The organism is Haloterrigena sp. H1, assembly GCF_005938085.1.
In the GTDB taxonomy this organism is placed as follows: Archaea; Halobacteriota; Halobacteria; order Halobacteriales; family Natrialbaceae; genus Natrinema.
In genome coordinates this window covers 2,449,740-2,475,884 of sequence record NZ_SMZK01000001.1, presented here as the reverse complement: position 1 = coordinate 2,475,884, position 26,145 = coordinate 2,449,740, and the positions used below count along the sequence as shown (strand labels likewise).

General features: G+C 64.6%; 24 protein-coding genes and 1 tRNA gene. 12 read left to right on the top strand and 13 right to left on the bottom strand.

Going from position 1 to position 26,145, the window contains the following annotated elements; genetic code table 11:
* Positions 1-134 precede the first annotated feature (134 nt).
* Both E2L06_RS12345 and E2L06_RS12340 read left to right on the top strand, forming a co-directional pair.
* Positions 135-1,115, top strand: coding sequence for a tyrosine--tRNA ligase (locus E2L06_RS12345; RefSeq protein ID WP_138781851.1), 981 nt, complete (start codon positions 135-137; stop codon positions 1,113-1,115).
* A gap of 174 nt (positions 1,116-1,289) precedes the next feature.
* Positions 1,290-2,228, top strand: a complete 939-nt coding sequence (locus E2L06_RS12340; RefSeq protein ID WP_138781849.1) for a biotin--[acetyl-CoA-carboxylase] ligase — start codon at positions 1,290-1,292, stop codon at positions 2,226-2,228.
* 119 nt (positions 2,229-2,347) lie between these two features.
* Here E2L06_RS12340 and E2L06_RS12335 read toward each other — a convergent pair whose 3' ends face one another.
* Positions 2,348-2,824: a universal stress protein gene (locus E2L06_RS12335; protein WP_138782553.1), complete on the bottom strand. Its 477-nt coding sequence runs from the start codon at positions 2,822-2,824 to the stop codon at positions 2,348-2,350.
* Between the two features lie 145 nt (positions 2,825-2,969).
* Here E2L06_RS12335 and E2L06_RS12330 point away from each other — a divergent pair, with 145 nt between their 5' ends.
* Entirely contained in the window at positions 2,970-3,437 is a 468-nt protein-coding gene (locus tag E2L06_RS12330; protein ID WP_138781847.1) for a DUF5799 family protein, read from the top strand.
* 12 nt (positions 3,438-3,449) lie between these two features.
* Here E2L06_RS12330 and E2L06_RS21920 read toward each other — a convergent pair whose 3' ends face one another.
* Positions 3,450-3,593, bottom strand: coding sequence for a hypothetical protein (locus E2L06_RS21920; protein ID WP_171052361.1), 144 nt, complete (start codon positions 3,591-3,593; stop codon positions 3,450-3,452).
* 121 nt (positions 3,594-3,714) lie between these two features.
* Here E2L06_RS21920 and E2L06_RS12325 point away from each other — a divergent pair, with 121 nt between their 5' ends.
* On the top strand, positions 3,715-4,005 hold the full coding sequence (locus tag E2L06_RS12325) for a hypothetical protein (protein ID WP_008011628.1): 291 nt from the start codon (positions 3,715-3,717) through the stop codon (positions 4,003-4,005).
* Between the two features lie 51 nt (positions 4,006-4,056).
* Here E2L06_RS12325 and E2L06_RS12320 read toward each other — a convergent pair whose 3' ends face one another.
* Positions 4,057-8,961, bottom strand: coding sequence for a hypothetical protein (locus tag E2L06_RS12320; protein WP_249361431.1), 4,905 nt, complete (start codon positions 8,959-8,961; stop codon positions 4,057-4,059).
* 408 nt (positions 8,962-9,369) lie between these two features.
* On the opposite strand from E2L06_RS12320, the gene E2L06_RS12315 reads away from it, so the two are divergent.
* The 7 genes from E2L06_RS12315 to E2L06_RS12285 all read left to right on the top strand — a co-directional run bounded on the left by E2L06_RS12315 (position 9,370) and on the right by E2L06_RS12285 (position 15,538).
* On the top strand, positions 9,370-9,951 hold the full coding sequence (locus E2L06_RS12315) for a biotin transporter BioY (protein WP_138781845.1): 582 nt from the start codon (positions 9,370-9,372) through the stop codon (positions 9,949-9,951).
* A gap of 25 nt (positions 9,952-9,976) precedes the next feature.
* Positions 9,977-10,690 (top strand): energy-coupling factor ABC transporter ATP-binding protein, encoded by a 714-nt coding sequence (locus E2L06_RS12310; protein ID WP_138781843.1) that lies wholly within the window; start codon positions 9,977-9,979, stop codon positions 10,688-10,690.
* A complete protein-coding gene (locus E2L06_RS12305) occupies positions 10,684-11,388 on the top strand; it encodes an energy-coupling factor transporter transmembrane protein EcfT (RefSeq protein ID WP_138781841.1) in 705 nt (234 codons plus the stop codon). The genes E2L06_RS12310 and E2L06_RS12305 overlap by 7 nt, the downstream gene beginning before the upstream one ends.
* A gap of 74 nt (positions 11,389-11,462) precedes the next feature.
* The gene (locus E2L06_RS21915; RefSeq protein WP_171052360.1) at positions 11,463-11,609 is read left to right on the top strand and encodes a hypothetical protein; all 147 of its coding nucleotides are present in this window, start codon (positions 11,463-11,465) and stop codon (positions 11,607-11,609) included.
* Positions 11,599-13,287, top strand: coding sequence for a sodium/proline symporter (locus tag E2L06_RS12300; RefSeq protein WP_138781839.1), 1,689 nt, complete (start codon positions 11,599-11,601; stop codon positions 13,285-13,287). The genes E2L06_RS21915 and E2L06_RS12300 overlap by 11 nt, the downstream gene beginning before the upstream one ends.
* Positions 13,288-13,800 carry a hypothetical protein gene (locus E2L06_RS12295; protein ID WP_138781837.1) on the top strand — a complete coding sequence of 171 codons (513 nt, stop codon included), beginning with the start codon at positions 13,288-13,290 and terminating at the stop codon, positions 13,798-13,800.
* A 457-nt stretch (positions 13,801-14,257) separates the two neighbouring features.
* Positions 14,258-15,538 carry a polysaccharide deacetylase family protein gene (locus tag E2L06_RS12285; protein ID WP_138781833.1) on the top strand — a complete coding sequence of 427 codons (1,281 nt, stop codon included), beginning with the start codon at positions 14,258-14,260 and terminating at the stop codon, positions 15,536-15,538.
* Positions 15,539-15,629: 91 nt separating this feature from the next.
* Here E2L06_RS12285 and E2L06_RS12280 read toward each other — a convergent pair.
* Both E2L06_RS12280 and E2L06_RS12275 read right to left on the bottom strand, forming a co-directional pair.
* Positions 15,630-15,703 (bottom strand) — tRNA-Thr (locus E2L06_RS12280).
* A gap of 88 nt (positions 15,704-15,791) precedes the next feature.
* A complete protein-coding gene (locus E2L06_RS12275) occupies positions 15,792-16,781 on the bottom strand; it encodes a class I SAM-dependent methyltransferase family protein (RefSeq protein ID WP_138781831.1) in 990 nt (329 codons plus the stop codon).
* A 224-nt stretch (positions 16,782-17,005) separates the two neighbouring features.
* On the opposite strand from E2L06_RS12275, the gene dph5 reads away from it, so the two are divergent.
* The gene (gene dph5 / locus E2L06_RS12270; protein ID WP_138781829.1) at positions 17,006-17,779 is read left to right on the top strand and encodes a diphthine synthase; all 774 of its coding nucleotides are present in this window, start codon (positions 17,006-17,008) and stop codon (positions 17,777-17,779) included.
* Positions 17,780-17,884: 105 nt separating this feature from the next.
* Here the strand turns inward: dph5 and E2L06_RS12265 are convergent, their stop codons facing one another.
* From E2L06_RS12265 to ilvB, 8 genes are all read right to left on the bottom strand, one after another.
* Positions 17,885-18,868, bottom strand: coding sequence for an isocitrate/isopropylmalate dehydrogenase family protein (locus E2L06_RS12265; protein WP_138781827.1), 984 nt, complete (start codon positions 18,866-18,868; stop codon positions 17,885-17,887).
* A 57-nt stretch (positions 18,869-18,925) separates the two neighbouring features.
* Complete coding sequence (locus E2L06_RS12260) at positions 18,926-19,840, bottom strand: DMT family transporter (RefSeq protein ID WP_138781825.1); 915 nt, start codon at positions 19,838-19,840, stop codon at positions 18,926-18,928.
* Between the two features lie 169 nt (positions 19,841-20,009).
* Positions 20,010-20,651 carry a 3-isopropylmalate dehydratase small subunit gene (leuD, locus tag E2L06_RS12255; RefSeq protein WP_138781823.1) on the bottom strand — a complete coding sequence of 214 codons (642 nt, stop codon included), beginning with the start codon at positions 20,649-20,651 and terminating at the stop codon, positions 20,010-20,012.
* Positions 20,648-22,069 (bottom strand): 3-isopropylmalate dehydratase large subunit, encoded by a 1,422-nt coding sequence (gene leuC / locus E2L06_RS12250; protein WP_138781821.1) that lies wholly within the window; start codon positions 22,067-22,069, stop codon positions 20,648-20,650. Before leuC ends, leuD begins: the two co-directional genes overlap by 4 nt.
* On the bottom strand, positions 22,066-22,350 hold the full coding sequence (locus E2L06_RS12245) for a hypothetical protein (RefSeq protein ID WP_138781819.1): 285 nt from the start codon (positions 22,348-22,350) through the stop codon (positions 22,066-22,068). The genes leuC and E2L06_RS12245 overlap by 4 nt, the downstream gene beginning before the upstream one ends.
* Positions 22,351-22,373: 23 nt before the next feature.
* A complete protein-coding gene (gene ilvC, locus E2L06_RS12240; protein ID WP_138782552.1) occupies positions 22,374-23,423 on the bottom strand; it encodes a ketol-acid reductoisomerase in 1,050 nt (349 codons plus the stop codon).
* A complete protein-coding gene (gene ilvN, locus E2L06_RS12235; protein ID WP_138781817.1) occupies positions 23,416-24,078 on the bottom strand; it encodes an acetolactate synthase small subunit in 663 nt (220 codons plus the stop codon). The genes ilvC and ilvN overlap by 8 nt, the downstream gene beginning before the upstream one ends.
* Positions 24,075-25,898 carry a biosynthetic-type acetolactate synthase large subunit gene (gene ilvB / locus E2L06_RS12230; RefSeq protein ID WP_138781815.1) on the bottom strand — a complete coding sequence of 608 codons (1,824 nt, stop codon included), beginning with the start codon at positions 25,896-25,898 and terminating at the stop codon, positions 24,075-24,077. Before ilvB ends, ilvN begins: the two co-directional genes overlap by 4 nt.
* Between the last annotated feature and the right edge of the window lie 247 nt (positions 25,899-26,145).

Here is a 26,145-nt window from a genome sequence, read left to right as displayed (position 1 = left end):
TATGCAACCGCGGAAGTCAGCTCTCCTGTCTCGGAATCCGATACTGAGTCCTCATGTATCCGTGTGGCGACCCGCTCGAGTCAGGCCAAGTGCCTTTCAGGAAGTATAAATTCCTCCTCCGGTTCCTGCCACACATGGACACTTACGAGTTAGTCACGCGCAACGCCGAGGAGGTCGTCACCGACGAGGAGGTCCGCGACCTCGCCGACGACCCGGCGGGGAAACGCGCCTACGTCGGCTACGAGCCCTCCGGCGTGCTCCACCTCGGCCATCTCTTGACTGCGAACAAGCTCATCGATCTGCAGGAAGCGGGCATGGACATCGTCGTCCTGCTGGCGGACGTCCACGCATACCTCAACGAGAAGGGTACGCTCGAGGAGATCCGCGACACCGCCGAGCAGATGAAAGCCCAGTTCCTCGCCTACGGGCTCGACGAGGACAAGACCGAGTTCGTCTACGGCTCGGAGTTCCAGCTCGACGACGACTACGCGCTCGATCTCCACTACCTCGAGCAGGCGACGACGATGAACCGCGCTCAGCGTGCGATGGCCGAACTGCAGGGTGACGAGACGGCCAAGGTGAGCCACCTCGTCTACCCGCTGATGCAGACCCTGGACATCGAATACCTCGACCTCGATCTCGCGGTCGGTGGACTCGATCAGCGCAAGGTCCACATGCTCGCCCGCGAGAAACTGCCCGAACTCGACTACGAGGTCCGGCCCGCCCTCCATACGCCGATCGTCGCCGACCTCACCAGCGGCGAGGGGAAGATGTCCTCGAGCGAAGGGATCACCATCTCGATGGAGGACTCGACCGAGGAACTCGAGGAGAAAGTCAACTCGGCGTTCTGTCCGCCAACACGGGAGCCAGAGGACGACCTCGAGAATCCCGTGCTCGAACTCTTCGAATACCACGTCTTCCCGCGGTTCGACGAAGTCGTCGTCGAACGTCCCGAGAAGTACGGCGGCGATTTGACCTACGACGACTACGAGCCTCTCGCTGCGGACCTCGAGTCGGGCGAGCTCCACCCCGCCGACGCGAAGGGGACGCTTGCGACCTACCTCGACGAACTGATCGCGCCGGGCCGCGAGAAACTGCGCGAACTGCGCGCGTAAGCGAGCCGACGGCACTGTTTCTTCTCATACGGACTCCTGTCAGTCAGGGTCGGCACATCCGCGACTCGTCATGCGGGTGCGCCAAGACACAGTGACGGCAGACCGTATCACTGCCGTCGGCGGCGACCGGACGAATCCAGCCGATTGAAATACGAGCGGCCCCCTTTCGAGGCCATGAACGAAACGCGACGAGCGGTTCTCGAGGCGCTCGCCGACGGGCCGGTGTCGGGACCGGAACTGGCCGAGTCGCTCGACATCTCGCGGGCGGCGGTCTGGAAACACATCGAGGCGTTACGCGACGCTGACTTCGATATCGAGAGTGGGTCGAACGGCTACGAACTCGGCGAGGTGACGGCGTACAACGCGCCGGCAGTCGAGTTCGGACTCGAGGCCCCGTTTTCGGTCGAGTATCACGACGCCGTGGGGAGCACGAACGATCGGGCCCGCGAACTCGCCGCCGACGGCGCAGCGGACGTTGCTGTCCTCGCGGACGAACAGGTCGGCAGCCGCGGCCGTCTCGAGCGTGAGTGGACCGCACCGTCGGGTGGTGTCTGGGTAAGCGTCATCTCCCGACCCGAGATCACGCCCGCACAGGCACCGCTCTATACGCTCGCGTCGGCGGTCGCAGCGGCGACGGCGGCTCGAGAAGCGGGCGTCGACGCCCAGATCAAGTGGCCAAACGACGTGGTCGTCCCGGTCGGTGACGAGGGCGACTACCGGAAGCTCACGGGCATTCTCACGGAGATGGAAGGCGAGATGGATCGCGTCGAGTGGATCATCGTCGGCGTCGGCGTGAACGCGAATATCGACGCCGACACGCTTCCCGAGGGTGCAACCAGCATCCGCGACGAGGCCGGCGACGTCGATCGGCGGCGCTTCGTCCAGCGGTTCTTAGAGGAGTTCGACCGTTACCGCAACGACCTCGAGGCCATCGTTCCAGCGTGGCGCGACCTGTCGCATACGCTCGGACAGCACGTCCGGGTCGATCGCCCGTCGGGTGAAGTAGTCGGGGACGCAGTCGACGTGACGGAATCGGGTGCGCTCGTGGTCGAGACCGACGAGGGCCGGGAGACGGTCTCGGCAGGTGACTGTGAGCATCTGCGCCCAGTCTGATCGGCGACGAACTGTCTCCTGTCGGGTAGCCCAGTGCTGAGCGTTGTCCCGCTTCGGTTATCCGATTCGCATCGGCGTTCCCGCCGGAAGTGGGTGGGTGGCCACGAGTCGCGCTCACGTCACTTGAGCGCGATCCGCGACCGTTCGGATGAGTCCGCGGCATCGTCCTGTTCGACCTGCACTGTCAGGACAGGGACCGGCGACCGACGGACGACCCGTTCGGTGACGCTGCCGAGCAGCAGTCGATCGATCCCGCCGCGGCCGTGTGTCCCCATCACCACCAGATCACACGCCACTGTGTCAGCCTCATCGACGATGACCTGACTCGGTGCCCCCTTGCGCACTGTTGTTTCGACCGTGACGTTCGCCGGCGCGAGTTGCTCGACGCGATTGACTGCAGCCTCACCTTCGCCGTGTAAGGCGGTGGCAATCCCCTCGAGAGCCGCTTCCATCTGCAGTCCGCCATAGCCGGCTGCATTGATGACGTACAACGCGTGGATCGTCGCATTGTGCGTGGCTGCGAGGTCGAACGCGTGCTCGAGTGCCTGCTCGACCTCCCGAGAGCCATCCGTCGGAACGAGAATGCTATCGTACAGTGTCATGTGCTATCATACAACGGTCGCATATATTAACGTTATTCTGACATGAACGACGGTCAGTTCGGGTGACGGCTTTTCGGCGTCTCGATTGGCGACACGCGGGAGGGAAACGCTGATACAGCCACCAGTCCAATCGGGGGCCATGAGCGACACCCCGTGGACGGATCGGATCGTCGGCGAGCGGATGGCCGTCGATCAGGCGTTCGCCGAGCGGATCCAGCAGTCGCAGTTCTCCAATCAGCAGTGGAGTCTGATCATGACCGCCACGGAGTTCGAGATCGAACACCCCGACGATCCCGAACAGGCGCGGATCGTCGCCAACACGGACAAACTCGAGGGGATCATCCCCGAACTCGAGAACATTCAGTCAGGAATGGGCGCGATGGGCGGTCCGGGTGCCGACCGGGGCGGCTCGGACACCTCGAGCGGCGGGCTCCTCGACTCGATCATGGGCGCACTCGGGGTAGGTGACGACGGGAGCGACGACCAGCGAGAACAGCGGGAGGCAGCCGAACGGCTCACACAGGCCTACGCCGCGGAACTGCAGTCACACCTCGAGTCGAAGGGCCGATGGGAGACGGTTCGACACGCTGCCACCGACGGCCAGTAACGGGTCTACCGGTCAGTCACCGGCGTGGAACATTGTGTACTCGCTCGATTCGTAAATGTTGACGAGTTCCATGACGAGCTCGTCGTAGGATTCGTCCTCGACGCGCAGCCCATCGAGGCGCTCGATCGTCTCCTCGTCGAGTTCGACGGATGGCATAGTCGATCGTTCGTCGCCGAGCAGCAAAAACACCACGGCGGTCTAAGCCACGCCGTTCGGAAGCAGGCAGATCCCGGTGCAAGCCACAGCACCTTTAGGCACGCTTCCCGACCGTAAGGGTATGACAGACGAAGTTCAGACGACGACCTTCTCGATCAGTTCTGACGACGGCGAGACCGACGAGGTCACGGTTCCATCCGGCCTCGTCGACCTCGTCGCCGAGGGCGACCAGACCGACGCCGAAACGGTCGGCGACCTCGTACTCCTCTCGTTTGCCAGCCGCGCCCACCACATCGTCCACCACGGCCACGAGGCAGACGAAGACCTCGAGGCTCAGGAAGCCGAAGTGATGGATCTGTTCGAGGAACGCTTCGGCGTCACGTTCGGCGAAGCGACCGGCCACCAGCACTGAGCGGCTGCCGAATTCCTATCTTTTATCAGCGAGAGAATCCCGGCGAGGATGTCACTCAGCACCGGTCGTCTCGTTTTCACCGCCAATCGTCTCGTCGGCGGCTTCGGCCATCCCACCGGCAGTCGTCTCAGCGGTGCCGCCGTCCGTCGTCTCGGCTTGTCCCGTGTCCGGCGGAGATTCTACAGGTGGCTGCGGTGGTTGCGGCGGTTGTTCGGGTGGCTGCGGTGGCCCTGGCGGCTCCGGTTCAGGCGTCGCACCCCCGTCTGCTGGGACCGCCTCGATCGTTACCGATGCCTGATCGTCATCGGTCGCGATCGTATGCGTCGACGTTCCCGGCGGCAACTGTGACGTAAACGAGATCTCCGTCGTTTCCCCACTCGCGAGCGTCACGGACGACTCATCGACGACCTGCTCGTCGATCGCATAGGCTACCGTCTGGGTTCCCTCGCGGTCACCGACGTTCTCGAGCGTCGCGCTCACCGTCACCTCCTCACCGGACTGACCGGTTTCGGGCGCTGTCACGTCGGCGACAGCGAACGTCGCCGGCTGCTCGACGATCACCGTCTCTTCGGCCGTCTCGTTTTCGGTCGACACTGTAAGCGAGTACTCGCCGGGCTCGAGATTCGCCGTGTCGTAGTTGAGCGTGACCGTCTGTGTCCCACCGGGCTCGAGCGTCACCGCTGTCGACTCGCCGGGCGTGTCGTCAACGGCGATCTCGACGTCCTGTGTCCCCGCGCGATCACCGACGTTCTCGAGGGTGGCCTCGACGGCGAGCGGTTCACCCGGTATGACCGGGCTGTTGGTCTCGTCGATCGAGACGCCGAAGGTTGCAGGCTCGCTCGGCTCCTCGACAGTGATCGTCGTCTCAGCTGTCTCGTTTTCGGTGGCCACCGACAGCGGGTACTCACCGGGCTCGAGGTCGTCGGTGTCCACAGTGAACGAGGCCGTCTGGTTCTCACCGGGCTCGAGCGACACTTCTGTCTCGTTGACAGTCGTCTCGTCAATTGCGAGCGAGACGTTTTGGGTCCCGTTTTCACCGCCGACGTTCTCGATTTCGGCGTCGACCTCGAGCGGAACGCCCTGCTCGACTGGGCTATTCGTTTCCAGGCTCGAGACGTTGAAGGTCGCGGGCTGGGACGGCTCGAGTTCGCCGGCGGGTGGCGTCGCGGCGGTGATCGGTTCCTCGTAGCCGAACGTCGAGAAGTCCGCTTCCCAGACGAGCCGTTCGTCGTCGCTCTCGGGCGTCCACTCGACGGTGAACGTGTGCTGTCCCGGTTCGAACTCTGACGGCGGTTCGTCGGTCGTGGTTCCCTCGACGAACCGGCTGTACGAGCCCAGCGGAGCGTCGTTCGGGTTCTCGTAGCTGAACGTCACGTCGATGCCGTCTTCCGTGGGCGTCGTCTCCGCGACCGCGATCGACGGCTGCTCGGGTCGGGCCGCCTCGTCACACTGCTCTAACGGGTTCGGATAGTCGATACTGCCGACCTCGGCCGGCTCGGGTGAACTGATCCCGGAGATGTACGTCCCGAAGGTGCCGTAATCCGGCACCTCGACGCGCACGTTTTCGTCTTCCACCGTCACGTCTCGCTCGTCACCGATCTCGAAGACGATCGTTCCATCGTACGGTGCCGGGATCTCGTCACCGGCGGTAACCATGTCCTCCACGATGGTGTTGCCGACGCCGCCGGGAGCGTAGAAGATCGTACTGGCTGCGACCCGATCACCCTCCGCAAGCGACGCGGTGACGACCGCGCGCTGACAGCCCGTGAACTCCACGTCGAATCCCGGCGGCGGCCCGTCGACCGTGTACTCGACAGTCGCCGTCTCGATGGGTGTCCCGTCGTCGGCCGCGACGACTGCGACCTCGAGCGTCGCGTTTTCCTCGAGTGGCGGCTCGAGCGTGAACTCCTCGGGACCGATCGTCTCGTTCGCACCGAACGAGTCGCTCGCTGCGAGCTGGGTTCCGTTCTCGTCGGTGACGGTGATGGCGTAGGGCACGGACGCGTTCGCCTGCGTGACCGTCAGCGTTTCGCCGTCACCGACCTGATCGGCCACCGTGAGGTTCGCCGTCGGTTCGCCGGGTTCCAGCTCCTCGACCGCGTACTCGATGGAGTCGGTTGCCAGCACCGCGTCGTCGGCCGCGGTACGCACGGAGACGTCGACGGTGGTGTTCTCCGTTATCGGCGGCTCGAGCGCGAGCGTCTCGTCCGCGACCGTCGTGTTCGCCTCGATCGTCTCGCTGTCGACGCGTTCGCCGTCGTATTCGGCCGAGAGAATGTACGGCACGGACGCGCTCGCCCCGTCGATCGTTAGCGTCTCACCGTCGCCCGTCTGGTTGTCGACCGAGAGCGACGCCTCGGGTTCTGGCTCTTCGGGTGCCGATTCCTCGACTGTGTACTCGAGCGTGTCGTTTGCGAGCGACTCGTTGTCCTCAGTCGCGACGACCGCCACCTCGAGCGTCGAATTCTCCTCGAGCGCCGGTTCTAACTCGAGGGTCTCGTTCGTGAGCGGTTCGGCGGCGGCGAACGCGTCGCTTTCGGCGCGCGTCTCGCCGTCTTCGTCGGTGACGGTGAGCGCGTACTCGACGGAGGCATTGGCCTCGTCGACGGTGAGCGTCGAGCCGTTGCCTTCCTGGTCGGCCACGGAAAGCGTCGCGGTCCGTTCATCGGGCTCTTCTGCGACGGTGTACTCGATAGTCTCGGTCGCAAGCGCCGCCCCGTCTTCGCCGACTACGGAGATGTTGACGGTGGTGGGTTCCTCGACCGGCGGTTCTAACTCGAGTGAGAGATTCGTCACCGCCTCATCGGCCGCGAACGTGTCGCTTGCGACTGTCTCACCGTCGTATGATGCAGTGACGGAGTAGGGGGCGGACGCGTTCGCTTCGTCGACGATGAGTGTCGAGCCGTTCCCCTCCTGATCGGCGACCGATAGCGTCGCGTTGGCCTCGTCGGGTTCGTCCGTGACCGTCACGAACGCGCCGTCGATCACCGGCGCGCCGGCACCGGTGACGTACGGGACGTCCTCCTCGCCGCCCGACTCGGCGTACGCGAACGCCTCGTCGTCGTTCGTGTCGAGATGGGCGGCTGCCACCAGCGGACCGCTGGCCGTGAGCGACTCGTCGAGGTCGATCGTGACGTTCTCGTGGTCGCCGGCCTCGAGATACTCCGAGACACCGACGATGGCAGCCGGGTCGGCGTCGACGGTGACACCGTCGTAAACCGCGACGAACCCGCCTTCCGAGAGCGAGACGTTCGCGATGGTGACCTGCTCGCCGTCCGACTCCTGGTCGGGGAAGTCGATCGAAGCCGTCCCCTCTATCCGGTCGATCGTTTCGATCCGCTGTTCGACGATGACCGTGACGCGCTGGGTGATCTGGGTCACGTCGTCGGTGTCTTCATCGATTGCGTAGGCGATCGCCTCGGCTGCGGCCTCCTGGGTCAGCGTCTGCAGCTGCGTGATGCTGATCCGCTGAGACTGGACCAGCCGGGCCGTCTCCTGACTAGCGGTTCGGGCCGCGGTCTGGATCTGCGTGACCGTCGCCGACTGTGACTGGACCAGGGCACCGCTCGCACTGCCCTGGGCGAGTCGCTGGACCTGCGTCACTTCGACGAGTTGCGTCTGGGTTACTGCGCCCTCGCCGGCACCGAACGCGGCCGCCTGGATCTGCTCGATCGACACCTCCTGGCGCTGGACCGCGGACGTGACCGCTCCCTCGGCAGCCCCGACCGCGGCGGACTGGATCTGCGTGATCGAGACCGTCTGGCGCTGGACGAGCACGCCGCCCGCGCTTCCGTCGGCGGCAGCCTGAATCTGTTCGACGGTCGCCTCTTGACTCTGCGAGATCGCGCCCTTCGCCGCACCGAAGGACGCCTCCTGAACCTGCGTGATCGACACCCGCTGGCGTTGCTCGAGGCGGGTCGACTGAACCTGTTTCAGCGACCCCTGTCCGGCCCCGCGGGCGGCAGCCTGGGTCTGCTCGACCGACACCGACTGCTCCTGGACGAGCGCCCCCTTCGCCGCGCCGGCCGCAGCCTTCTGAATCTGCTTGATCGTCACCCGCTGGCGCTGCTCGACGTCGACGCGCTGGTCCTGTGCGAGCGCCGCGCCCGTACTCCCTGCGAGCGCGCCGGCTGCACCTCCGGCGGCCGCGTGCTGGACGTGCTCGAGTGTGACCTGCTGGCGCTGCGCGGCCGTGACCGACTGGTACTGCGTCAGCGCACCGTAGGCCGCGCCCTGGGCAGCCTCCTGAACGTGTGGTGTCTTGCCGACATCTTTCGTGCCCGCCTCGTATGCGGCACCGGCGGCTGCGCCCCGACTTGCGACCTGAATCTGCTCGGCGCTGACGCGCTGGCTCTGTGCGAGCGCCCCGTGTGCCGCGCCCCACGTCGCGCTCTGGATCTGGGTCACGTTCGCGGACTGGGACTGGGAGAGCGCGCCGTCGGTCGTTCCGCCGACGGCGGACTGGAGCTGGGTCACGTTGGCCGACTGGGACTGGAGCAGCGAGCCGTGGACGGCCCCCGCCGTCGCCGCCTGGACCTGCTCGGCCTCGACGGTCTGATACTGCTGAACTGACGACCGAGCGCCCTCGAGCGCCGCCGCTCGCTGTTCCTGTGTCACTTCGATCCCCTGGGCTTGAGCAAGCTCGACACCTTCCTCGACGCCGGCCTCGACGGCTGCAGTGGTTTCCTGGCCCGTCACTTGCTCGGTCCCACCGTCGGCCGTCGCCTCCTGATCGAAGGTCACCAGCTCGGACTCGGCGGTGGGTTGCGAGTCGTTTTGGACGACGGCCTGCTCGAATATAGCCGGTGACTCGTCGGCCGCCGCGGGGGTCGCCTCGTCACCGACGGCGGCCTGCCCGCTATTTCCACCCAGCAGCGGCAGCGCGACGGCGCTGCCGACCAGCGCGGCCGAAAGCAGTACGACGACGGCGGTCGCGGTCGTCTTAGATCGTCTCATCTGTGGGCACCTCTCACAACGCATCTGCGAACGCCTGCGCTCCCCTTCGGAGTGGCCCCGATTTCGCCCCGTTTCGGCCCTGAACGTAGACTACTCATTTTCCCACCACCGGACCGAACGATTGCATAAGGCCGCCGGTCGTTTCGGTTAGCGAACCGAGACAATCAGCTATTACCGCGGCCTGTTCTGCGTCCGACGGTCGCAGACGGCCGATTGACGCTCGAAGCTACCGTCGCTGACGTGTCGTGGGTCGATCGAAACTGCCAGTGAAGCTGAGAGGAAGCATCCTGTTTCGCGCCGATTCTATGTACTGACAGCGCCGGTGACCGCTTGCAAGGACATGTCGGTCCGATCACACCCCGTCTCGGAAACCGAAGTTTTCATCCTGGTTTACGAGAGAGCGGAGGTATGGCAACGGATCAGCATTCAGTCGAACTCGTCGACGACGACGTCGTCAAGTCCTTCGCACGGGCGGCCGTCCTCGCAGCGCTGATGGCGGCGACCGTCTTTGTCGGGTCAATCCCGATCCCGGTCTCGCCGGTACCGATATCGCTTGGCGTGATCGTCGTCTATCTCGCGGGACTCTACCTCGGCCCGTACTGGGGAGCGTTCTCGCTCCTGTTGTACCTGACCGCCGGCGCGGTCGGACTCCCCGTCTTCGCCGAACGTGCCGCCGGATTCGGGGTCCTCGTCGGCGATAGCGCCGGCTATCTCTGGTCGTATCCGATCGCGGCCCTGTTGATCGGCGCTGTCGTCCACCGGCGGAGCGAGGCCGGCGATCCCGCCGACCTGTCGCGGCCGGTCCTCGTCGTGACGCTACTCGCGGCGCTGACCGTCATCTACCTGCTCGGGGCCGCCTGGCTCGGATACGTCGTTGACCTCAGCATGGTCAAAGCGATCGAGCTCGGCGTTGTGCTGTTTATTCCGGGCGATCTCATCAAGATCGCGGCCGTGGTCGCAATCGTCGAGGCTGAACGCATCGCGACATGACTGTTCCCCAGCCCACGCAGTACCGATGATCGAGTTTCGATCCGTCTCCCACGCGTTCGACGATGTCCCCGTCCTCGAGGACGTCTCGCTGTCGATCGACGCCGGCGAGTTCGTCCTGTTGGCGGGGGCCAACGGCAGCGGGAAGACGACACTGTTGCGCCATTCCAACGGCCTCCTCGAGCCCGACTCCGGCGAGGTACTCGTCGATGGCACGCTGGTCGCCGAGGACCTGATCGCCGCCCGCTCGAGCGTCGGCATGGTCTTCCAGCACCCGCGTGACCAGTTCGTCGCCGCGACCGTCGGCGAGGACATCGCTTTCGGCCCCGAAAACCTCGGGCTCGAGCGCGCAGAGATCGACCGCCGTGTGACGGCCGCACTCGAGGCAGTGAACATGGCCGGCCGCGAGGACGAGCGCATCGACGCCCTCTCGGGCGGTGAGCAGTCTCGCGTGGCGATCGCGGGTGCGCTCGCGATGGAGCCGACCCACCTCGTTCTCGACGAACCCTTTACTGGACTGGACGACCCCGCGCGCCGCTCGGTCCTCGAGCGCCTCGCGTCGCTGTCGGCCGACGGAACCGGCGTCCTGCTCGCCACCCACGATCTTCGGGACGTTTGCGGGCTCGCCGACCGGGTAATCGCCATGCACGATGGCCGCGTCGCCGTCGATGGCCCGCCTGCGGACGCACTGGACGAACTCGACGGGCTCGAGGTACGCGTGCCGGATACCACACGATGCTGACCTACGAACCAGACGAGAGCCTCGCACACCGGCTCGATCCGCGAGCCAAGCTGGCGGTCCAGATCGGGTTCGCCGCCACTGCACTGGCGCATACGACGCCGCGTGCGCTCATCGCCTTCTCGGCCCTGACGGCGGTCGCGATGGCCACAGCGCGGCTGTCGCTCCGTCGAACCCTCGTCTCCTACCGGCTCGCGCTAGTCGTCCTCGCGCTCGCGCCGCTGCTCGCGGGCGTCACCGTCGGCCCGCCCTGGTTCGACCGGTCGGCCGCCACCGCGTCGGGGCTGGCGAGCTATCGGGTGCTGCTCATCCTGCTCGTCAGCGCCGCCTACGTCCGATCGACGCCGGTGCGTGACTCTCGAGCCGCGATCCAGCTGACGATCCCCGGGAAGCCGGGCCAACTCCTCGGCGTCGGTGTTGGACTCGTCTTCCGGTTTCTCCCCGTCCTCCGTGGCGATCTGCGGACGATCCGGGAAGCGATGGCCGCCCGGCTGGGAACCGAACGGGGCGTGGTCGACCGCGCCAGCACGATCGGCATGCTCGGCGTGACGCGTGCGTTCGATCGGGCAGATCGGCTCTCGCTCGCACTGCGGGCGCGGTGTTTCGCGTGGAACCCCACGCTTCCGGCGCTTGCGTTCTCGCGAGTCGACTATCCCGTCCTGGGCCTGGCCGTCGTCCTCGCCGTGTCCGCGTTCTATTAGCGCTCGAGAGGCTGACAGTTCGACCGCGCTCTCCCTCGACGCGCTTATATTCGGGTGGTGTCGACACGACGGTAATGCCTGCGAATAGTTCGGTCGATCTCGTGTGGCTGTTCGGCCCCTTCGCCGTGTATCTGGTGATGCTCGGCGTGTACTACGTCTGGGAAGGACGGCGCGAAAAACGACTGCGAGCACAATACGAGGAGAGCGAGTATGCCAAGTAGCGGACTCGCCGGCTCGGCCGGCGCGTGGGTCCTCGGAACGTTCGCGGCGTATCTCCTCATCCTGCTCGGGATCGGGCTCTACTCCTCTCGGCTTATGGACACCGTCGACGACTACGTCATCGGCGGTCGAAGCGTCGGCCCGGTCGTCACGGGCTTTTCCGAACGAGCCTCCGAGATGAGCGGCTGGCTCACGCTCGGTGTCCCAAGCGACGCCTTCGGGACGGGCGTGATGGCCTTCTACAACGGGCTCGGCATGATTCCGGCTGATCTGTTCGCCTGGGCCGGGCTCGCCAAACGCCTTCGGAAGTACACGGAGATCGTGAAAGCGGTCACGCTGCCGACCTTCTTCGAGACGCGTCTGCAGGACGACACCGGACTCGTCAAAGGCGTCTCCGCGGTCGTATTGATGATCTTCGAAGGTGGATACGTGGGTGCACAGATCGTCGCCGCCGGGACGCTACTCGAGGTGCTCACCGGTGTCGAGCCGCTGGTCGGCATCCTCGGCGGCGGCGTCATCGTCGTCGGTTACACCATGCTCGGTGGCTACTTCGCCGTCGCGTGGTCCGACTACTTTCAGGGCGCGATCATCCTGCTCGCGTTCATCATCCTGCCGATCCTGGCGTTTACCAACTACGGGCTTCCCTTCAACGACCTCGCATCCGTCGGGAGTTCGTACACGAGCATCACGGCCGGAATGACTGGGTGGGCGGCGATTTTCGGTATCATCAGCTACGCCGCTATCGGGCTCGGAATCCCCGGCAACCCACACGTCATGGTGCGCTTCATGGGGATCGACGAGGTCAAGAACATCCGGCTGGCGGCGCTGGTCGCCCAGCTGTTCATGTTCGTCGCCTACATCGGGGCCGGCTTCGTCGGGCTGTACGCGCTGGTCGTCTTCGGGCAAGGCGGCATCGACGATCCGAACAACGTCATGCCGATGCTCACACTCGAGTTCTTCCCCGGTGCCATCGCGGGGATCATCCTGGCGGCGGCTCTCGCCGCGATGATGTCCAGTGCTGACTCGCAGCTGCTCGTCGCGACCAGCGCCATCGTCGAGGACGTCTACCACGGCTACGTCAACCCGAACGCGAGCCAGGCGACACTCGTCCGCTACTCCCAGCTCGTCACGCTTGCACTCGGGGCGGCGAGTATCGCCTTCGCCTACATCGCGAAAGACACCCCCATCTACACGCTCGTCCTCGACTACGCCTGGGGCGGCCTCGGTGCGGCTATCGGCCCGACGCTGATCGCGTCGCTGTGGTGGAAACGCGTCACCGCCAAAGGGTCGGTCGCGAGCATGATCGTCGGCACGGCGACGATGTTCCTGTGGACGCAGCTGTCGGCACTCCTCGGCGTGCTCGGGCTTCAGAGTGCAGTCGACGCGTCGCCGTTCCTCTCGGGACTGGTGGGCGCCTACGGGCTCTTCCCCGCATTTATCCTCTCGACGACGACGTTGGTCGTCGTTTCGCTGCTGACGCGCCCGCCGGAGGGTGTTGACGATCACTTCGACGTCTTCGACAAACCACTCTCGGCGCTCTCGAGCGGCGAGAGTCCGACCGGCGCGCCCGACTACGTCACCGACGGTGGTCGCGACGTCTCCCCGAAAGCCGTCACGGAGACCGACACCATCCGCGCCCACGTCGACGCGACCGACTACTGGGACGAGGAGGACGACTAAATGAGCACGCCACGTCGTCCACCGGCGACGCCGAGCGATGCCGCAGGCGGTCGCCGCGAGCGTACCGAGCTGTCGGTCATCACACCAACGATCACGCGCGAGGACGTCGACTCGAGCGGCCGCGTCGGTGCCGTCGCGTATCCTTATCGTGTCTACGACGGGGTCGCAACGATCGAGCGGCCGGTGATCGCGGATCGCGACCTCGACTATGTCGTCACCGTCGATCGCGCGCGCCGGCTGGCCGTGCAAGCCGACACGTTCCCGGAGACGCAGATGCGATCGGTCGACGACGTGCTCGTGATCCCCTCGGAACTCTCCGACGCACAGACCCTCCGGAAGGCCGAAGACGCCGTGTTCAAATGGACGCTCCGAACGGTCGCAGTCGGCTCCGAGCCGGACGTGACGTTCGATCGGTCAGTCGACGCGTACAAACTCTTCTGGATCGCGTCCCGGCCCGACGGTGATGTCATCGTCGACAGCGTCCGCGGAACCGAGTCGCCGCTGGCGGACTGACGGAATTTTATCCCTCTGCTGATCGATCATTTCCCGTTTTCCGTCTCGTATCGGCGACTCGAGTCGCTCGATCAGTCACTGTCCTGTGACGTCTATAGTAGCCACTGAAAGTCAATGGACACCCGATCGCACGACTGCTGTGCGATCGGTGTGTGAGTCGTTTCAGTTGTTACTATCGCTGCCACTGCTGTCTCACCTGCCGTGTCGCTCCGCGGTGGGAGAGTCAGCCACTCGTGTTTCGGTCCATCTGGTGTACTCTCGCTCCGCACTATCTCGCTAGATTTCATATCGCTATATTTGATTTATTGTTGACGATGGCCGATACGCGAGGATTTCGCTCGAGTCCGAACGGGCCGCCGGATGTCAGTTCTGTACTGGCATATAATGGGCCACTAAATTCGCTGAGAGATGAGATTCGCCGTAATTAACGAATAAGTCGTGGGGGAATTGCGACGGTATGCACCGCCGAGAGATGCTGCTTGCAGGTGTTGCGATCGGGAGTTGTCTCGCAGGGTGTACCGGAATCGAGACGGCAACCAACACACACACCGACTCGAGCGGCAACGAATCGACGACCCATGAGCCGGTCGATGACGATCCCGTCGATACCCGGCCCGGTCAGCCTGAGCGGGCCAGTACGCTCGACGACTTCGAGGATCTCTCGCCGTGGACCAGCTACGGTGGAACGCTGATCGCGGACGAATCGACGTACTACACCGGGTCGCAGGCCGCACGACTCTACATCAGGCCGTCCGACAAGCGCGGAGTGATCAGCAGAACGTTCGACGAGCCGATCGATCTGGCCGGCCAGGCCCTGTCGATGGCACTGCGCACGACCGCGACCGTCTATCCACAGATTCAACTGTTCGACGCCGATCGAAACCGGCTCGATGTTCGTGCCTCCGTTCACGCGAACGTCCCCATCCAGCTGTATCCGTTCGGGATCGAACACGACGGCGGCTGTGATCTCTCGGCCGTCACCGAAATCCGGATCGTCCACTACACCGGTGGCGGCGAATCACTGTCGATCTGGTGTGACGAACTCTCGTCGGTCCCACGGCCCGAAACACCGGTGGTGCTGTTTCAGTTCGACGATGGTAGCATCACGGACTACACGCAGGCCCGTCCGATCCTCGCCGAGCATGGCTATCCCGCATCGTCGTTCGTCAATCCAGCCACCATCGGCGAGTCAAGTGTGCTCAATCTCGAGCAGCTCAGCGAACTCCACGACAATGGCTGGACGATCTGTAGCCACGCGCACCGACACGACTCTCTGGACGAACTCGAGCGCGACGCCCAAAAAGCGCGCATTCGCGATGCAAAGGAGTGGCTCACAGCCCACGGGTTCGCGGACGGGGCCGAGTACTTCGCCTATCCGTACAGCAATTATGACGCCACGACGCTCGAACTCGCCGCCGAGTACCACCGACTCGGATTCGCCGCCGGATGGCCAGCAACAGGTCATGTCCCAAACCGTCTGCTTGCTCCCCGACGTGGGAATCTCGAGCCGGCAGCTGCTAGCCGGCTGCTCGATCTAGCTGTCCGTCACTCCGGTGTCGTCACGTTGCTGTTTCACTCGATGTGGGACCTCGAGGACGCCGGCTACCATGTCGATACGTTCGAGTCGATCGTCGACGAGGTCGCCAAACGGGAACGCAAGGGCGACCTCGAGGTGCTCTCGGTGGCGGAGTTCGACGATCGACTGGTCACGCCGACGCTTCCCGCACCGTACGTCTAATCTTCGTAACGGTGTGAGAGCAACAGTGGTCTTCAATCGCAGAACGGCGTTGGACAGCGTTGCCGCTTACGGATTTGTTCGTCGCAAAAAGAGCCGGTGGAGGGATTTGAACCCTCGACCTAATCCTTACGAAGGATTCGCTCTGCCAGTCTGAGCTACACCGGCGCGATTGCATTCATTCGTAGGGCCGATACCAGCCATAAGGGTTGCGAATCGATCCAGTTGTGACAGAGAGTTACGGACTCCGGTCGCATTAGTGCTCGAGGCGCACGTCCAGACAGACGTTCAGCTCGTGGGGAGCGTACGACCGGACGGTGTGGCGCGTCTCGACGGTCACGTCGTACTCGGGCTCGGCGGCCGCACGGATCGCGCGTTCGCCTGGCCCGAACGGGTCGTCTTCGTGCTGGATGTCGTAGTAGTGGAGGACGCAGTCGTCGCCGGCGAGCGTTACAGCCGACTCGAGGAATGCGTCGGCGCTGTGGGGGAGGTTCATCATGATACGGTCGGCCCAATTCTCGTAGTCGGTGGCGACGTCACGAACGTCGTCGTTGATCGCCGTCACACGGTCTTCGACCCCGTTGCGCCGGGCGTTCTCGCGCAGGTAGTCGATCGCGTCGGCGTTGATATCGACGCCGACACACTCCGCGCCGCGGTTCGCGAACGGGATGATAAAGGGGCCAACACCGGCGAACATATCGAAGGCGTGCTCGCCCTCCGTGACTTGCTCGGCGACCCGGTTGCGCTCGGTCGCGAGCCGCGGGGAGAAGTACACCTCGGCGAGATCTAAGACGAACTCACAGCCGTACTCGCGGTGGACGACCTCGGTGTTCTCGCCTGCGAGCAGCTCCCAGTCGCGGACGCGCGTCTCGCCTTTCACCTTCGAGGCCTTGTTCAGCACCGTCTCGACGGGGAGATCGGACTCGAGGATGGCATCAGCGATCTCGCGTGCGCGCTCGGAATCATCTTCGTCGATGAGCGCGGCCCTGCCGAGCCGTTCGTAGGACGGCTCGAACGAGAGGAGATCGGCAGGCGTCGTCTGCGTGTCGCGTTCGTCGACCGTCCGGGTAACGATCTCACCGTCCTCGAGCACCGCCTGAACGGCGTCGGGATCGGTCACTGGAATATAGAGCCAGCCGTCCTCGACGGCGATCTCATAGTCGTCGTCGATCAGGTCCGCGTCGGCGAGCGTCGTACGCGTCGCTTCGCCGGCTTCACGCGTGACGCGGACGCACGGAACTTCCATACTTGGACTGGCCGGCGAGCCGCTGTAACGCTGACGTTTTCGCTGACTGCTCCCCTACAGCACGGTTGGTAAACCACTACTCGCTATATAGAACCTCCAGCGACTGTGAGAGTGCCTTCATCGATGAATGTCTCAATCACTTGTCCGCTCGAGGCGATGTGCGAGCTGGATTCACAGGGGAGCATCTCGAAAGCGTATTCCGGCCGCTACGACTACGAGCGGCTATGCTCACCTTCATCGGCCTCGGTCTCTACGACGAGCGTTCGATCACCGTCGAGGGGCGGGATGCCCTGCAGGCGGCCGACCGCGTCTATGCCGAGTTCTACACCAGCCAGCTGATCGGGACGACGATCGACGACCTCGAGTCCTCCCACGACCTCGAGATCGACGTCCGGGACCGCGCCGGCGTCGAACAACACCCCGAAGACATGCTCGAGGCGGCCGAAGACGAGGACGTCGCCTTCCTGACTGCGGGCGATACGATGATCTCGACGACCCACGTCGACCTGCGGCTGCGAGCCCACGAGCGCGGTGTCGAAACGCGGGTCATTCACGGCGTCACGGCTCAGACGGCAACCAGCTCGCTGACCGGGCTCCAGAACTACCGGTTCGGCAAGGCGACGACGCTTCCCTTCCCCTACGCCCACGGTGCTGATGGGCTTCCCGCGAGCGTAACCGAGACGATCGACGAGAACCGCGCTGACGGCCTTCACACGGTCGTCTATCTGGACATCAAAGCCGAACGTGAAGAGTACATGACCGCTGACGTCGGCGCGGAACTGCTCGCCGAGGAATACCCCGATCTCGTCGGCGTCGTCGTCGCCCGTGCGGGCAGCCCGGAGCCGCTCGTCGAGGCCGGCACGATGACCGAACTTGCACAACGAGAATTCGGTGATCCACTGCACCTGCTCGTCGTTCCCGGTGAGTGTCACCTGCTCGAGGCCGACGCGCTGGTCGAACTGGCCGGTGCCGATCGGGACACGCTCGATATCGTTTGAAGTAGCGGACAAACATCGGCTCGAGTCGACTCGCGACTATAACTCTTCACTATATCAAAAATCGATCATCACGGCCGTGCTGTTGCTGTAGAGCGGCCAGCAGCGCTACAGTCGGTCGATGACCGCGGCGGTCACGTCCTCGGTCGACGCGTCTCCACCCAGATCGGGCGTGCGCGGCCCTTCGGCGAGCGTGGCTTCGACGGCCGCGTTGACGGCCTCGCTCTCTTCTTCGTAGCCGAGGTACTCGAGCATCATCGCGGCGGAGATGATCTTCGCAGCCGGGTTCGCGACGCTCTCACCGGCGATGTCGGGTGCAGTACCGTGGACCGGCTCGAACAGGGCGCGCTCGGGGCCGATGTTGGCCGACGGCAGCAGGCCGAGCCCGCCGACGAGGCCAGCAGCGAGGTCCGAGAGCACGTCGCCCGCGAGGTTCGGGCAGACGACGACGTCGAACTGCTCGGGGTCGAGACAGACCCGCGTCGCGAAGGCGTCCATCAGCACTTCGTCGGTGTCGACGCCCTGCTCGTCGGCGACCGACTTGACAGTGTCACGGAAGAGTCCGTCCGTCTCACGCATGACGTTGGCCTTGTGGACGATCGTGAAGCTGTCGTGCTTGTCGCTGTCGGCGACGAAGTCACAGGCAAACTCGGCGAGCCGTTCGGAGGCCGACTCCGTGACGACGCGGGTGAGCGTCGAGACGTCGTCGGTCAGACGGTCTTCGTGGCCCGAATAGACGCCCTCGGTGTTCTCCCGGAGGAAGAGCAGATCCGTTTCGGGGCGGACGGCGTCGATCCCCGGATACGCCTTCGCGGGCCGGACGTTGACGAACGAGTCGACCGCTTCGCGCAGCGGCAGGATGACGTCCGCGGCCGTCTCGCCGGCCGCGCCGAACAGCGTCGCGTCGGCCGACGCCGCGAGGTCGTAGGTCTCCTGTGGGAGCGCCTCGCCAGTCTCTTCTTTGACCGCGTCGCCGGCTTCCGCTTCGATGAACTCGAAGTCGATGTCGAGCGTCTCAAGGACTTCGACTGCAGCGGGTGTTACTTCTTTACCGATTCCGTCGCCCGGAATCACGGCGATTTCGTGAGTCATGGCCAACCATCGTCGCGGGGCCGAAAAGAGGGTATCGATTGCCGGACTGGTCGTCGCTTAGGGACTTCCGACGCCAGTGCTGATTCCGACTGCGTTGGCGATCGCACGTCGTTTGAGCAACGTGAACCCGACGACGACCAGTCCGAACCCGGCGACCGTCACCGTACTGATCGACTCCTCGAGAAATACGACGCCTGCAACCGTTGCGACGATCGGAACGGCGTAGCCGACCAGCGCTGCCTCGAACGCACCGTGTTTCTCGAGGATCCGGAAGTAGATCAGGAAGGCGATGGCGGTCGCGAAGACGCCGAGATAGACGAGCGCGCCGACTGCGGTGGGGACGACGAGCGACGGCGATGGTAGCTCACCTGCGGCGAGACTGGCGGCGTGTAAGACGACGCTGCCGATGCCCATCGACCAGCCGACCAGTGCCCCACGCTCGATAGTCGGGCCAGCGCGCTGAATCAGGACCCCGCCAAGCGCGATACTGCACACCTGTCCGACGACGAGCAGTCGGCCGAGGGTATCGCCCGCCAACAGGTTGTTTGGATCGGGCTGGACGACGAGCGCGACGCCGAAAAAGCCGATCGCGGCCCCGACGGCACCGAGCGGCGAGAGTCGCTCACCGAGCAGCACTACTGCCCACAACGCGGTGATGATGGGAACCAGTCCCTGAATGATCGCGGCGACGCCGCTCGGGACGGTCTGCTGGGCCAGAAAGAGCAAGCCGTTGCCGCCGATCAGAAAGATACCGCCGCCCGTAACAGCCGCCAGATCGTTCCGGCGAGTCGGCACCCAGCCATCGACTTGAGTGGCAGCGTAGGCCAGGAGCAAAACCGCCGCGATGTCGTACCGAACGGCTGCGAACAGTAGCGGCGGCAGATGCTCGAGGCCGATCGAAATCGCTGGAAACGAAAGCCCCCAGAGAACGGCGAGGAACACGAAAAGGGGCACGTCGAGGGAGCGAGACATACACGTTGTTCCGGGCTATCGTCCGAAGTATCTCGCGGTTCCGTGGCCTCTCACCGCGTTCGTAACAGCAAGTGGAGAGTGGCGACTCGAGGCGTCGGCGGTTCGACTCGAGTCAGAACGACCGAAGAACGGAGCGACCGGTCGAAACCGAGTCGCGAAATCGGATTCCTTACTCCGCTTCGGGAATCGCCGCGTCGTCGACGTAGGGGAGTTCTTTGGCCTTCTCGCGGACTGCGTCGGCGTTGGACTTCATCAGCGCCGTCGTGTCCCAGACGCCTTCGACGAGGGCCTTGCGCTGGGCCTCGTCGACGGTGACGTCGATCGTGGTGTCACCGTAGGTCACTTCCTCGGCTTCGACATCGATCTCGATCTCGCCGTCAGGGTTTGCATCGACCCAGTCCTGCAGTTCCTGGATCGTCTCGCTGTCCGCCGTGACGGTCGGAATACCGAGCGCCAGACAGTTACCAGCGAAAATCTCGGCGAAGCTCTCGCCGATGATCGCGTCGATGCCCCAGCGCATCAGCGCTTGGGGAGCGTGCTCGCGCGAGGAGCCACAGCCGAAGTTGGCGTTGACGACCATCACCGACGAGTCCTGGAACCGATCCTCGTTCATCGGGTGGTCTTTGGGGTTGTCGTCGTCGTCGAAGCGCAGGTCGAAGAAGGCGAACTCGCCCAGCCCGTCGAAGGTGACGACCTTCATGAACCGCGCGGGGATGATCTGGTCCGTGTCGATGTCGTTTCCTCGGATCGGGATGCCCGACCCCGAGACGTAATCGACTTCCGGAATCTCGACTTCGTCGCTTCCGCTCATGCGACGGTCACCTCCTTGAGGTCGCGCACGTCAGTCACTTCCCCAGTGACTGCCGCCGCAGCGACCATCTGTGGGTTCATCAGTACGGTTCGGCCTTCTTTCGAACCCTGCCGGCCGACGAAGTTTCGGTTCGAGGAGGAGGCGCTTGCCTCATCGCCCTCGAGTTGGTCTTCGTTCATGCCGAGACACATCGAACAGCCGGCATTGCGCCACTCGAAGCCGGCTTCCTCGAACGTGTCCTTGAGACCTTCTTCCTCGGCGGCGTGTTGGACGCGCTGGCTGCCGGGAACGACCATCGCGCGGACGTCGTCGTCGACCTGTCGGCCTTCGATAATGTTCGCGGCGCGTCGCAGGTCCGGCAGGCGGGCGTTCGTACAGGAGCCGAGGAAGGCGACGTCGATGTCGTAGCCCTCCATCGTCTCGCCTGGCTCGACGCGCATGTGTTCCTGTGCGCGCCGGGCTGTGTCCTGTTTCTCCTCGGGCAAGTCCTCGGGTGCCGGAATCGGCTCGGTGACGCCGACGCCCTGGCCGGGCGTGGTGCCCCAGGTGACGACCGGCTCGAGCTCGCTCGCGTCGATGTGGACGACGTCGTCGTACTCGGCGTCCTCGTCCGACGCGATCGACTCCCAGTAGGGTTTGAGCTCGTCGAACTTCTCGGGGTTCTCCTGGAAGTAGTCGGTCTCTTCGAGCCACTCGTAGGTGGTCTCGTCGGGGTTGACGTAGCCCGCACGAGCACCGCCCTCGATGGACATGTTACAGATCGACATCCGGCCTTCCATGCCGAGGTTCTCGATGGCCTTGCCGGCGTACTCGTAGACGTAGCCGACGCCGCCTTCCGTTCCGAGTCGTCGGATGATCTCTAAGATGATGTCTTTGGCTTCGACACCCTCGCCGAGTTCGCCGTCGACCTGGATCTTGCGGACCTTCTGTTTCTCCATGGCGACGCTGCCCGTCGCGAGCACGTCGCGGATCTGGGAGGTCCCGATCCCGAACGCGAGTGCGCCGAAAGCGCCGTGGGTGCTGGTATGCGAGTCGCCACAGACGATCGTCTTGCCGGGCTGAGTCAGGCCCTGCTCTGGGCCGATGACGTGGACAATCCCCTGATCGCCCGTCGTCGGGTCCGAAAACTCGATGCCCGCCTCGCGGGCGTTCTCCTCGAGTTCGGACATCATCTCTTCGGCCGCGTCCTCCTCGTAGGGACGGGACTGGTCGGACGTCGGGACGATGTGGTCGACCGTCGCGTGAGTCAGCTTCGGGAAGGCGACCTCGAGGTCGCGCTCGCGGAGCATCCCGAACGCCTGCGGGCTCGTAACCTCGTGGATGAGGTGCAGCCCGATGAACAGCTGATCCTGTCCAGTCGGAAGCGTGGTGACTTTGTGTCGATCCCAGACCTTGTCGTACAGTGTTCCCTCGCTCATTCCTCGTCCTCTACGACCGTCTCACGGTCGGTGTGCTCGCCGTGTTCGGTCCCGCGCTCGAAGACGCGGTTCGCGTCGTCGGCCTGTTTCGGCGGCGTGTGGTCGACGTCGCGCATCGTCTGTTTCTTGTCGGTACGCCCGTTCCCGTTGGCCTCCGCTTCGCCCCCGTCAGCGGCGACGATCGGCCCGCGGTTGAACAGCCGGCCAGCCGTCTCCCCAGTGTAGGGGTTCGTGTGGCTGACGTCGGCCATCGTGTCTGTTGTGGTGTCGGTTTCGTTCATGGTTGGTCGCTCTCCGTTTTCGGTTAGTCGTCGGCTTGCACCTGGACGGACTCGTCTTCGGTTTCGTCGTCCTCGGCCCAGGCGAACAGGTCGCGCAGTCGCTCGCCGACGTCTTCGATCTCGTGGTTCTGTTCGGCGTTGCGCAGCTGGCCGTAGCTCGGGCGGCCAGCCTGGTTCTCGACGATCCATTCGCGCGTGAACTCGCCGTTCTGGATTTCCTCGAGGATCTCGTCCATGTTCTCACGGACGGAGTCGTCGACAACGCGGTCGCCACGGGTGAGACCGCCGTACTCGGCGGTGTCGGAGACGGAGTTCCACATCTCCATGTTGCCGCCTTCGTACATCAGATCGACGATCAGTTTGAGTTCGTTGAGACACTCGAAGTAGGCAATCTCCGGCGAGTAGCCCGCGTCGACCAGCGTCTCGTAGCCGTGTTTGACCAGCGAGGTGACGCCGCCACAGAGGACGGCCTGCTCGCCGAAGAGGTCCGATTCGACCTCTTCCTGGAACGTCGTCTCGATGACGCCGGCGCGGGTACAGCCGATCCCCTTCGCGTACGCGAGGGCACGCTCCTGTGCGTCGCCAGTGGTGTCCTGATAGACCGCCAGCAGGCCGGGCGTCCCTTCGTCGTTCTCGTAGTTGCGGCGAACGAGGTGGCCCGGGCTCTTGGGCGCGACCATCGTCACGTCGACGTCTTCCGGCGGCTCGATCTGATTGTAGTGGATGTTCAGCCCGTGGGCGAACTGCAACGTGTCACCGGCCTCGAGGTTGGGCGCGATGGCGTTCTCGTAGACCGACGCCTGGACGGTGTCGGGCACGAGGACGGATACGTAGGAGGCCTGTGCGACCGCGTCGGCGGGCGCTTCGACGGTGAGGCCGTCAGCTTCGGCGGCCGATCGCGAGGAGGAGTCCTCGCGCAGGCCGACGACTACGTCGACCCCACTCTCGTGGAGGTTCAGCGCGTGGGCGTGACCCTGGCTCCCGTAGCCCAGTACGGCCACGGTCTCGTCGTCAAGCGTCGATACGTCTGCGTCGTCGTCGTAATAAATATCGGTGGTGAATTCGTCAGTCATCGTCTGCTGGTTGGGTATGGTCGCCATACTTCGCCTCGTCGGCGGGCTGTGCTGTCAGGTCGGCCGCAGCGGTCTGGTCGGTGCCACGAGCCATCGCCGTCAGCCCCGTCCGGGACACCTCTCGGATGCCGAACTGGCTGAACGTCTCGACGGCGGCCTCGATCTTCTGGCGCGAGCCAGTGATCTCGAAGGTCGCCGTCTCCGGACTCGAGTCGACGGCCGTCGCGTCGTACATGTCCGCGACGGCGCTGACCGATGCAGGATCCTCGGCGTCGACTTTCACGAGCGCCAGCTCGCGGCGCATCGCGTCGGGCTCGAGTTCGCGCACGGAGATGACCGGCACGAGCTTTCGCAGCTGTTTTTCGACCTGGTCGATCCCGGGGTCGGGCTCCTCGACGACGATCGTGATCCGCGCGCGATCCTCGTCTTCGGTGGGGCCAACGGTCAGACTCTCGATGTTGAACTGCCGTCTCGAGAACAGTCCCGAGACGTCCGAGAGCACGCCGGGTTCGTGTTCGACCAGCGCCGAGATTACGGTACGCCGGGGATCGTGGGTCGCCTCGACTTCGGGGTCGATGCGAATTCCCTGCTTGTTTCGCCGTCCCGCGGGCGTCGGTCGCTCTTCCGGTGGTGGGCCTTCTAATCCGCGTTTCATAATTGGTCCTCCGTCAGTGCGAACTGACCGTTGTCGCCGCCACTTGGCACCATCGGGTAGACGTTGGCGTCGGGATCAATGTGGACGTCGATCACCGAGGGGCCGTCGTAGGCGAGTGCCTCCTCGATGGTGTCGGCGACGTCGTCGTAGTCGTCGATTCGGAAGCCACAAGCGCCGAAGGCTTCGGCGAGCTTGTCGAACTCGGGCATCCAGTTGTAGTCCGAAGCGGCGTGGCGGCCCTCGAAGAAGGCGTCCTGCCACTGGCGGACCATGCCGATGTACTCGTTGTTGAGCACGGCGACCGTGATGTCCAAGTTCTCGCGGACGGCCACGGAGAGTCCCTGCAGCGTCATCAGGAACGAGCCGTCACCGTCGACACAGACGACCTCCTGGTCGTCGTCAGCTGCCAGCCGCGCGCCGATGGCCGCGGGCAGGCCGTAGCCCATCGTCCCGAGACCGTGACTCGAGACCCAGGTTCGCGGTTCGGTGTAGGTCCAGTACTGGGCGGCCCACATCTGGTGTTGGCCGACGCCGGTGGTGACGATCGCTCGGTCGCTCGTGGCTTCGTCTAAGGCTTCGACGACGAACTCCGGCTGGACCGGCGCGTCCTCGGGTGCCTCGTAGGCCATCGAGTAGTCGGATTTCCACTGCTGGCACTGGGCACGCCACTTCTTGACTTCCGGTGACTCGTCGACCGCCTCGGCGAGTTGCTCGACGACGGTTTCGGCGTCGCCGACTAGCGGGTAGTCCGCGTAGATATTCTTCGAGATCTCGGCGGGGTCGATGTCGACGTGGATGACCTCCGCGTCGGGCGCGAAGGTCTCGATGCCGCCGGTCAGGCGGTCGTCGAATCGGGTCCCGATCCCGATCAGCGTATCACAGTGGGTGATCGCCATGTTGGCATAGCCGGTGCCGTGCATGCCCGCCATTTCGAGGGACAGCTCGTGGTCCTCGGGGAACGCGCCGAGGCCGGGCATCGTGGTGATGACCGGAATCTCGTGTTCGATGGCGAACTCGCGACAGGCCTCGCTGGCCTCACCTTTGATAACGCCGCCGCCGAGCAGCATGACGGGACGATCTGCGTTCTCGATCCGCTCGGCCGCGGCCGCGACGATTTCCGAGTCGGCCCGTTCTTGCACGTGGTAGGTGTCGGGCGTTTTCGGCTCGTCGGGCTCGCGGTCGGTCTCGCCGTTGGTGACGTCTTTGGGGAGGTCGACCAGGGTCGGCCCCGGTCGGCCCTCGCCGGCGAGGGCGAACGCCTCGCTGACGTCGCTGCCGACGTGGTCGGCGTCGCTCGAGAAGGTGTTGTCCTTCGTGATCGGCGTCGTGACGCCGGTGGTGTCGGTCTCCTGGAAGGCGTCGTTGCCGACGAACTCCGTCGGCACCTGTCCCGTCAGCGCGAGCAGCGGGTCCGAGTCCATATCGGCGTCGGCAATGCCGGTGACGAGGTTGGTCGCCCCCGGCCCTGACGTCGCGAGACAGACACCCGGCTCGCCCGAGACGATGCCGTAGGCGTCGGCGGCATGCGCTGCGCCCTGTTCGTGGGCCATCGTCACGTGCCGGATGTCCGAATCGTAGAGGACGTCGTAGACGGGCATGATCGCCCCGCCCTGGACGCCGAAGGCGTACTCGACGCCCGCGTTCTCGAGTGCGCGGACGACTGACTCGGCACCCGACGTGACGGGTTCGGTCGTCGTCTCGGACTCGGCATCGGCTGCCGAGTCGGACTCGGTCGCCGCGTCGGGCGCGGCACTGTCGGCGATCTGCTCCTCGGTCTGTTCGTCGTCTGTTGGCGTGACCTTTGCTGCGCGTTCGCTCATCGATTACCTCCCGCCGGTGTGCGGCGATCGGGTGGTGTACGGTAGTGTGTCATCTGGTGGATTGCTGATCGCTCGGAGAACGATGCGGATGCCGGTCCGAAGCTGCGAAGTACTGAAGATGGGGCTAGGACGCCCCTACAATACGAATCGGAGCGAGCGCGCTGGTGTCGGCTGTGCGGACACGAGCCGACAGGGAAGCGCGAACCGTCATTACTGATTACGTAGCTCTCTCGAGGAGTATAACGCT